The 9,813-nt window shown below is 45.7% G+C and carries 6 protein-coding genes and 1 pseudogene; all 7 read right to left on the reverse strand.

What is annotated here, in order from left to right; genetic code table 11:
• A pseudogene (sufC, locus tag A3766_RS14770) lies at positions 1-194 on the reverse strand (Fe-S cluster assembly ATPase SufC); the annotation flags it as partial.
• Positions 195-333: 139 nt separating this feature from the next.
• Complete coding sequence (locus A3766_RS14775) at positions 334-1,344, reverse strand: SGNH/GDSL hydrolase family protein (RefSeq protein ID WP_068553884.1); 1,011 nt, start codon at positions 1,342-1,344, stop codon at positions 334-336.
• Between the two features lie 270 nt (positions 1,345-1,614).
• Entirely contained in the window at positions 1,615-1,959 is a 345-nt protein-coding gene (locus A3766_RS14780; protein WP_068512841.1) for a DUF2956 domain-containing protein, read from the reverse strand.
• A 62-nt stretch (positions 1,960-2,021) separates the two neighbouring features.
• The gene (locus tag A3766_RS14785; RefSeq protein ID WP_068642443.1) at positions 2,022-5,540 is read right to left on the reverse strand and encodes a response regulator; all 3,519 of its coding nucleotides are present in this window, start codon (positions 5,538-5,540) and stop codon (positions 2,022-2,024) included.
• 110 nt (positions 5,541-5,650) lie between these two features.
• Positions 5,651-7,099 carry a TrkH family potassium uptake protein gene (locus A3766_RS14790; protein WP_068512836.1) on the reverse strand — a complete coding sequence of 483 codons (1,449 nt, stop codon included), beginning with the start codon at positions 7,097-7,099 and terminating at the stop codon, positions 5,651-5,653.
• 35 nt (positions 7,100-7,134) lie between these two features.
• Positions 7,135-8,508 (reverse strand): Trk system potassium transporter TrkA, encoded by a 1,374-nt coding sequence (gene trkA / locus A3766_RS14795; RefSeq protein ID WP_068512833.1) that lies wholly within the window; start codon positions 8,506-8,508, stop codon positions 7,135-7,137.
• 140 nt (positions 8,509-8,648) lie between these two features.
• Positions 8,649-9,813, reverse strand: a 1,165-nt coding sequence (gene rsmB / locus A3766_RS14800) for a 16S rRNA (cytosine(967)-C(5))-methyltransferase RsmB (RefSeq protein WP_156508914.1), incomplete at its 5' end; no start/stop codon positions are given.

Here is a 9,813-nt window from a genome sequence, read left to right on the forward strand (position 1 = left end):
TTAACGCCGTCAGCAACCACTTTAAGTGCGTCGATGTCTAGTCCGGAGTCGGTTTCGTCAAGAATCGCGAGTGATGGTTCAAGCATTAGCATTTGCATGATTTCATTACGCTTCTTTTCACCGCCAGAGAAACCTTCATTGACACCACGCTTCAAGAAAGATGGGTCTAGGTTAACTTGCTGAATCTTTGCTTTAACTAAAAGCAATTGAAGTTCTAAGTTGTACAGGTGTTATCGACTGGAATAAAAAAAGAGGGCCGAGGCCCTCTTAGAGTTAGTACTGCTTTATTAGTTATCGTTTTGGGTGTGTCTGGTAGGGAGGCTCAAATTTGTTTTATTGAGCCAATAGAGTTTGAACGATTTCAATACCTGCAGCTTGGTGAGCTTGCGTAGTTGGGTGAATTTCATCATAGAACAAGAAGCCAGTAGCTGTTACGTAACCATCACACTCAGGGTGAAGTGCACCACCTTGAGATAGCATGTAAGCACATGCGTCGTCAGTATTGGTGTAGCCATAGTCTTCAGCGTTGTCGACTTGATCAGTCAAGAAGCTGAATAGGTCGTACTCGATAAAATCGACACCTGTTTGATGCTCAAGACGAGCCAATTTACGATCCAGCTTGCGATTGAACTTAGCTGAAAGCTTAGTAGTAACTCGTACAAGGCGGTTCGCTTTGCGCTCTTGGCGAGTCGTTTGAGTGTTTGCAAGTAAGCCAGCAACAACCAAATCAGTTTCGGGGATCGCGCCGATATCTGGAGCATTAGATACTAGAATGTGCTGAGCACCAGAAGCGATCAATTTTTCGATTTGAGCAATTTCAGATTCAACAGCTGCTTTCAATGAAGCATTAGCTGCCTGACGAATAGCCTGACGCTCTTGAGCTGTAGAAGCGAAAACTGCTCCTGAGCGAATTTCACGTGCTGCACGAATGTCATTGCCACCGATTAATACGATGTATAGCGCGTCTGAAGGAGCAACACCTGCATTGATTTGTAGGAAAGCATTAACCTGGGTAGGTAGGTTGATGTCCGGTGTAGATTCATCACCATCTTCGTCAACTGCTTTTGCACCAGCAATAGCAAAGTTGTTACCAGTATAACCACCCGCTAAGTGTAGCGATGGTGTTAGGGTATGACCTAGTGCTGCTGCAACGAATTCTACCGCTACAGGGCCATTGGTGAAACGTTCACCATAGGTTTGGTCTGGTGCAATGGCATTAAGGTTACCATTATCAGAAAGGCTATCGCCAAATACGTATACATTACTGTAGCCGTTCGCATTAACCGCGAATGCAGCAACAAGTAGTGACGTCAGTGTCACCAACTTCAATTTCAGGCTTTTCATCAATCGACTCCGTTAATTTTCTTAATTTTGTTTTTTTCATGTATGTAAGTGTTTTATATGTTCTTAAAGAACTATTCTTTTTCAGGTTCTTTCTTGTCTGACTTTTTTGGGGGACTCCTCCAAAGCAATGACAAGTAAGTGATTTAAACCATATAAAAAAGAGGATTACGAAGCTGTGGCAAAGAAGGGTAATTTAGGTAACTTAGGTTAAATTCAGAGTTTTCAGTGAGACTTGGTTCAAAACTAATCAAATTTCATCGAGATGAGTTCTTATATTACTTGGAATATTGCAAACAAAACCCATGATAAAACGAGTAAAGACCAGGGTAACCACGTCTGTGCTTTAGGTGGCTGAACATGCTCTTCAAGCTGTTTTTCTTCACTACTGCTTGCCATCTGTTTGGCTTTTTCTGCAGCTTTTAATTGCTTGTCGAGCTCTCGGCTTTTGGCTTTGTGCTGTTTTTTATACTGCTCAATCCCTTTTTGAATACCCTGGGCAATGATTTTTGTTTGTTCTTTCGTTTGGCCTGGGCGTTGGTTCGCTTTTGCCAGCTTATTAGCTTCTTCCAGCGTCCGCTCGCTTCCTTTTGAGTGCCGCTTATCATATTTTGCCATTTTACTTCCTTGGTTCTATTTGGGGGTGAGCTGATGAGGGAATTGATTGCAAGTGATCTAGCCTATGAATAGTTGTCTTCAACACGCCTGGTTAGTTCAGATAGTTCCTGTGTATCTTGTTCATTCAAGTCGCAGTTAGCCAAAACGAAGTTTGCCGTGCGCACTACGGCTCGCCACCTGGGCCTATCAGGGATAGTACGAGCGCTCAGGTACTTGTCAAAGGTTCGAGTTTTAACCGTGGTGCCGTCCACGTATACACGCCAGCAGCGACTTTGCTCTGCCAGGTCAACCTTTGTCTTATTTGTTGAGCGCTCCCAAATATTTAGTGAGTTCCTCAACAGTTCGACAATAAGCTCTTTGCCATCAAATTCGGTTTTATCATCGTGTTCAAGAGCTGGAGGAGAGTCTATATATTGAACTGAGTCTGTATCGCCTATTTGTTCACTGATTTGCTCTCCCGCATGATCAGGATCAATGAGAACATGCCTTAGTGCCCCTTCAATTTCATTGATTTTACGCCGACTTTCGCTCAGCTCATGAGTTAGTGCTGCCAGGGCATTATCAGTCTGTAAAGGCTTACCTTCAACCTGTTCTGGCGACAGTTCTCTTTGGTCGATAACCAAGGCTAAATAAGGTTGACCGGACTCGTTAACGTATTTGATGGAAGCGTGCCATACAGCCTGCTCGCCGGGTTCACTCATCAAGTCTATTGAGTAGGCCGAATCGGGCTTTTCGACTAACGCTTTCTCCAGTTGAGAGAGTAGCTCTGGCAAAACGAAGTCGCTAATGGGGCGCCCTAGTAGGCTGGACTCGGATGATTCACCAAGTTTGTGGCTAAATTCTTGTAGCGCTCTATCATTCGTGTAAGCAATATTGAGTTGCTCGTTGATGACGATAATAAGTTCTTCACTAATATCCAGAACGTTAAGCAACTTCGAATTAAGTTCGGATAACTCTTCTTCCAGGGCTTCTCGTTTAGCGATCTCGTTGCGAAGCTTCTGGTTTTCCTGGTTCGCGATCCAGCACCTTCTTACGCTTAGCTGACTTTCTACGCGGGCGATTAGTTCTTTATTATGATAGGGCTTGATGAGGTAATCATTGGCACCTTGGCTCAGGGCGCTGACAATATCGGATATTTGATGCCGTGCTGTCAGCATGATGATGGGGAGTTCATAGCTGTCGAACTGCTTCCGAACCAGGGTGCAGACTTCAATGCCGCTCATTTTTGGCATCATAAAGTCGAGTAATATCAGGTCAGGTACTTGTTGGTTGAGCCTGGCTAGAGCGCTAATTCCATCCGGAAAGACTTCATATCGATAACCTTGTTGTGACATCAGGCTGGAAACCAGCTCCAGGTTTACGGGTTCATCGTCGACGATAAATATCAGCGGAGTCATTTCTTCGCTACCGCCTTCAAACGATAAATCGGGTAGTTTTGCAGAGGTTTCGCTGGTAGAAACCTGAGTTTCCTTAGTGATAATAGGTGCTTGAGTGGCTGGTAGAGCGGTTTCAGCTAATTGCTTATTGGCTTCCTGATTGCTGACCAAACCAGCGGGTAAGGATAGGGTGACATCTGTGCCTTGATTGGCCTGGCTTTTAATCGTTAGGGAACCGCCGTGCAATTCAACAAGCTGTTTACTGATGGATAGGCCGAGCCCGGTTCCGCTTGCTGAAGGGTGACCTTCAACATGGACTTGCTCGAAGGGACGAAACAGGCTGTGTAGTTTCTCTTCAGGGATACCGACACCTGTATCAGAGATCTTAATTAATACGTCTTCTCCTACCTGGTAAGCGCTTAGTGTGATTTTGCCTTGTTCGGTATATTTGACGGCATTGCCTAGTATATTGATCAATATTTGCTGCACGCGAAACTCATCTGCATTTAAGTTTCTAACCTTAGGTGAAATCTCTGCTTTTAACTCAATAGGCTTCTTATCCAGAAGAGGTTTCATGGTGGTAAGTACTAACTCTGATATAGACTGAAGATCTATGGGAGCGATATTCAGTTTTAGCTTTCCATGTTTGATACTCGAAAAATCAAGAATGTCGTTCACCAGGATATTCAAGCGCTGCGAGGTGTTAGAGATAAGCTCAATCTTGTTTTTTTGGTCTGGACTTAAGCTCTGCTGATCACTTTCGATTAATACTTTTGCTAGCCCCGAGATACCTTGTAAAGGCGTTCGTAGTTCGTGAGAGGTAGTGGCCAAAAACTCATCTTTGAAGGCATCCATTTCGATAAGTTCTTTATTTCGACTTTTTAGTTGCTTCGACATCGCCTCTACTAAGTCTAGGTTCTTCAGATAGTTCCGTTGAAGGGCGATGGACTGGGAGATAACAAAAGCCAGTACACCAAAATGTGCGACATTAAAAGGTGTGCCGAAAATACCATTGGCTTTGAGTACATCATGAATAACGGTAAGCGCCAAAATAAGTAAACTGGCGCCAAAAGCTTTAACCCGTTTTCCACCTGCTTGAACAACTTTTAAGTACATAGCCATTGCAAAGGTGACGCTAATTAATACCAGTACCTGAAATGCCACATTCAACTCGGTGTATATTCGGTTCTCGAATGCCAGGCAGATAAAGACAAAGGGGGTGATTAGCACCCATGAGACTCTCATGGTAAAGGCCGGGATATATTTCCGGTATAAGGCGCTAAAGAAGCCCATAAAGAAAGGAAGCGTCAGGTAAAAACTTAAATGCTCAAGGCGTTGGAGGCTTGCCCAGCTGAACCAGTCAAATAAGTGCAGAACCCGCTCATCAATCATTAAGCGCCTGAAGCCCACAGCCAAGCACAATAGACCAAAGTATAGAGCGCTAACCTCTTTTGAGCGGAAGGCGAATAATGAAAAATTATACAGGCCGATTGCAATTAGAATTGAGCCAAAGAAGACTGCCGATATGATCGGACGATACTCCATATTGAAACGGCCGGCCTCGCCCGTCATGCGTAGACTAAACCATATGCCGCCCTCGCGATAATGGTGATTAGACAGATGAATCACGATATCTAGTTCGCTAGCATGATTGGTGAGTTTGATTACTCTGGGTCTAAACTCAGGCGTTTCAGTGCTCTGATAATAACCGGGCTTACCGTTTTGGGCGCTAAGATTGCCGTTGATGTAAAGCTTGTAGGCGCTTGGCATGTCAGGAATATAGAGATAGATAGGCTCCAAATTCTGTGGCACCAGAACTTTTGCATGATACGTTGCAAGACCCAGAGGAGGATAGATTACCTGCTGTTCTTGAATGTGCTCACCCTTCATTGTGTCAACGCGTTGATTCTCGACAAAGCGATAGGGGTTTTTATTCCAAACACCGGGAACGGGAAATTTAATGGGGCTTTCTTCTGTCTTGTAGATGTCCTGAGGTGGAATGAAGCGGTTCCAGTAAGTATTCCAATAGCCGTCAAGGCTAAAAGATTGTTTGCTAGACCAATCTTTGTCTCGCAGGTCGATAACAAGGAGTTTATTCGTGCTTGCTTGAGCCGTATTACTTTCGGCCTGCAATGCAGAAGATACACCGGCTAAAAATAGGAAAAAAATGAGAAAGAGTGTATTTAAGCACGAGAGCTTAAGCATGTCTGACAGCCACTTATATTTTTATTATTGATCAATCATAAGGTTTATTGGCCGCTATGTCAGTGCACTCGTCTGCTTTATTGGTATTTTCTCGGTTTTTAATAAGGGCCTTAATTTCGCCAGAAAGCAGGGGTAAACAATATCAATAAAGTGAAGATCTCTAGGCGGCCCATTAGCATGGCAAAGCATAGAACCCACTTAGCGGTATCGGGAATGTCGCCGTAGTGTTGTGCGACATCACCTAAGCCTGGGCCTAAATTGTTAATACTGGCACCGACAGCTGACCAGGCAGTGACTTGGTCCAAGCCCGTTGCCAGTAACATTAAGAGCAAAATAACGAAGACGAACAAGTAAACCGAAAAGAAGCCCCAAACAGCTTCAATCACACGGTCGGGAACCGGCTTTTTGCCAAGTTTTACTGGAATAATGGCGTTGGGATGAATTAGACGTTGGATTTCTCTCAAGCCTTGCTTGTAGATGAGTAAGATTCGAATCGCCTTCATGCCACCGCCGGTTGAGCCTGCACAGCCGCCAACAAAGGCAACAACGAATAAGAGGAAGGGCAGTACGAATGGCCAGGCTGTGAAGTCTGCTGTAGCAAAGCCAGTGGTTGTTGCGATGGAAACAACTTCAAAGGCGCCTCGAATCATAGAGTCAGAGAAGCTATAAGTATCGGTGAAGTAAAGCGTTGCGATCGTAATAATGGTTACGATCAACATGAGCGATGCGTAAAAGCGGAACTCGGGGTCCATAAAGTACGTTCGCCAGCTATTGCTTCGCCATGCAGTGAAATGCAGCGCGAAATTAACCCCGGCGATAAACATAAAGAAGATGGCGATTAGTTCAATTACGCTATTATCGAAATAGCCAATACTGGCATCATGGGTTGAATAGCCGCCGATGGCGATGGTCGAAAAACTATGGCCTATGGCGTCAAACAGGGTCATTCCAGCGGCCCAGTAAGATAGCGCGCAAGCGACTGTTAGCCCGAGGTATATATACCAAAGAGCTTTGGCGGTTTCGGTGATTCGAGGCGTTAATTTACTGTCTTTTACCGGGCCGGGAGTCTCTGCTCGGTATAGCTGCATACCACCAATGCCTAGCATTGGAAGAATGGCGACAGCCAGTACGATCAAGCCCATGCCGCCAAGCCATTGCAATTGTTGTCGGTACCACAAGATAGATTTGGGCAGGTCATCTATCCCGGTAATGACGGTCGCGCCAGTGGTGGTTAGCCCCGATAGGGACTCAAAGTAAGCATCAACGAAGCGTAAATCAGGGGAGTCAGATAAATATAAGGGCACTGAACCACTCAGGCTGAGCACCAGCCAGAAGAGAACCGTTACGATAAAACCATCTCGTACACGAAGCTCCTTTTTATGGTTTCGAACAGGCAGCCAGATGATTAGCCCTAAGCCTAGCGTAATAACAAAAGCATCGAGGAAGGCATGGAGCTGATTATCGTTATAGATGAGCGAAACAATGATCGGCGGGAGCATGGTCAGGCTAAAAATCATCAGCAGGATGCCTAGAATTCGGCTGACTGTAGACAAATGCATCCGGTTGTATCTCCCAAAAAACTACTAAAACAGGGTTAGAAAAAAGCGAGTCCGACTTGGAACAGCTTCTCGACTTCGCGAACTCTTTTCTTATCGACCAGGAAGAGGATAACGTGATCGTCTTGCTCGATGCGGATATGGTCGTGAGCGATTAATACTTCCTGGTGACGGACAATTGCGCCGATGGTGGTACCGGTTGGTAAAGGTATCTCATCGACTCGTTTACCGACAACCTTTGAGGAGCGCTCGTCGCCATGTGCTACGGCTTCGATCGCCTCAGCTGCTCCTCGTCGTAAGGCGTGAACATTAACGACATCTCCTTTTCGGATATGGGTTAGCAGGCTGCCAATGGTGGTTTGTTGAGGCGATATGGCAATGTCGATTTCACCGCCTTGGATCAGATCGACATAATCAGGGTTGCTGATCAAGGCCATCACCTTGCGAGCACCAATGCGCTTGGCAAGCATCGAGGCCATGATGTTTGCTTCATCATCATTGGTCACGGCGATGAAAACATCAGTATCTTCGATGTTCTCTTCCAATAGCATGTCTTTATTGGCGGCATTACCATGCAGAACAATGGCCTTTTCGAGTTGCTCGGAAAGTGCCACGCAACGCTCGTGATGGTTTTCAATGATTTTTACTTGATAACGACGTTCCAGGTACTTGGCTAAGCGAAAACCAATGTTACCGCCACCAGCGATAATAATTCGCTTGTACTTATTTTCCAAAGGCTGCAGTTCGCTCATTACCGCGCGAATATGGTCGGTCGCGGCAATAAAGAAAACCTCATCATCTTCTTCAATCACCGTGTTACCAGAAGGAATGATTGGTTGGCCTTTTCTGAAAATTGCTGCCACTCGGGTGTCGATAGTGGGCATGTGCTGTCGGATCAAGGATAAGGCATGACCGACCAAGGGGCCGCCCTGGCATGCTCTGATGGCAACGAGTCTGGCCTTACCGTTTGCCAGGTCTAGTGCTTGTAAAGCGCCAGGATATTCCAATAAGCGGGTAATATGTTTGGTAACAACCTGCTCGGGGCTGATGAGTACATCAATGGGAAAGGCTTTGTTAGAAAACAGCTCTTTCTTGGCTAAATAAGGTGTCGCTCTGACCCGGCAGATTTTGGTGGGTGTCTGAAATAGTGTATAAGCAACCTGACAGGCGGCCATATTAACTTCATCACTATTTGCAACTGCAATCAGCATGTCTGCATCTTCTGCGCCCGCCTGGGCAAGAATGTTAGGGTGAGCACCCTGGCCGTGAATTGTGCGTATGTCTAAATGATCCTGAAGCTCACGCAGTCGAGCGCCATTGTGATCAATGACGGTGATGTCGTTTTCTTCATTTGCGAGGTTTTCAGCAAGCGTTCCGCCTACTTGCCCTGCACCGATAATGATAATTTTCATAAGGTTGATCTACGCACCGGTTTATTCAGTCATTTGACCCGTGGGCTATAATATACCGACAAAATTTAGGGTCAATCGCCAATTCAGTAAAATGACTCTTTTCATCCCCTAAACACGGTTAATCTGATAAATCTTGCTTCTTATTCGGGTATTTCGCTTCCGCGTTTTTTTAAACGGGCGTAGAAAAAACCATCATGACCGTTTTCTTGAGGGAATAATTGACGACCAAACCCGGTATCTTGCCCCCAGGGTGCATCGATCTTGAATAATTCGGCCTGATCTTGCTGTCTTAAGAATCGCTCGATAATTCGGCTATTCTCTTGTGGGAAGATAGAGCAGGTTGCGTATACCAATATCCCGCCTGGTTTGAGTGTTTTCCACAAGCTTGTAAGTAGCTGAAGTTGAAGTTCAGCCAATGCTTTTATATCACCTTCTTTGCGCAATAGTTTGATGTCAGGGTGGCGTCGAATGACTGCGCTGGCGCTGCATGGTGCATCGAGCAGGATTCGGTCAAAATGCTTACCGTCCCACCACTGCTCAAGCTCTTCGGCGCGTGATACCTTAAGTTCTGCCTGTAAATTTAGTCGTTTAAGGTTTTCATCGATCTTTGCGGCTCGACTTGCTTCAGAGTCTAGCGCCGTCAGGTGAATACCTGTTTGGGATTCCAGGATCGCACAGGTTTTTCCGCCTGGTGCGGCACAGGCATCGAGTACCTTATGGCCTTCTTCTAGTTCCAGTAAGTCACAACATAGTTGGGCTGCTTCATCCTGAACGCTTGCTGCGCCCTCGCGAAACTTGGGTAAAGCGGCTACGGGAACCGGTTTGAGCAACTGGATGCCGAAAGAACTGAAGGCGCAAGTTTGCGCTTCAATTTCCTGTTCCGTTAGTAAATCCAGGTAGTGTTGTCTTGGTTCGTCACTTTCAGCGAACTGTCGATTAACTCTCAGTGTCATCGGAGGGCGTGCATTTCCCTGGCGAAGAATATCTTGCCACTTTTCTGGCCAGTTATGTTTAACCTTTTCTTTAATCCACTCAGGGTAGCTGGCATTAATGATTTCGTTTGTTGCTTCACCTGCTTCGATCGCTGGCAGGGCGGATATTTTTCGAAGCACTGCATTGATCAAAGGCTTAAAGTGCTCTATTCCCAGCTCGGCAGCGGCTTGCACAGTTTCATTAATTGCAGCGTGGGCGGGTGTGCGCATGAATAGGAGTTGGTAAGCCCCTACTTTTAGAATGCTTTCAACCAGTTTATCTTCGTGCTGGAGCGGTGTTTCCAAAAACTGATTATGGTTATTTGCCAAATAC

The sequence above is a fragment of the Oleiphilus sp. HI0132 genome (assembly GCF_001635845.1).

What these genes read in the sequence shown, in the direction of transcription:
- trkA (WP_068512833.1), bottom strand. Translation starts at nt 8,508, where the DNA reads ATGAAAATTATCATTATCGGTGCAGGGCAAGTAGGCGGAACGCTTGCT.
- A3766_RS14780 (WP_068512841.1), bottom strand. Translation starts at nt 1,959, where the DNA reads ATGGCAAAATATGATAAGCGGCACTCAAAAGGAAGCGAGCGGACGCTG.
- A3766_RS14790 (WP_068512836.1), bottom strand. Translation starts at nt 7,099, where the DNA reads ATGCATTTGTCTACAGTCAGCCGAATTCTAGGCATCCTGCTGATGATT.
- A3766_RS14775 (WP_068553884.1), bottom strand. Translation starts at nt 1,344, where the DNA reads ATGAAAAGCCTGAAATTGAAGTTGGTGACACTGACGTCACTACTTGTT.
- A3766_RS14785 (WP_068642443.1), bottom strand. Translation starts at nt 5,540, where the DNA reads ATGCTTAAGCTCTCGTGCTTAAATACACTCTTTCTCATTTTTTTCCTA.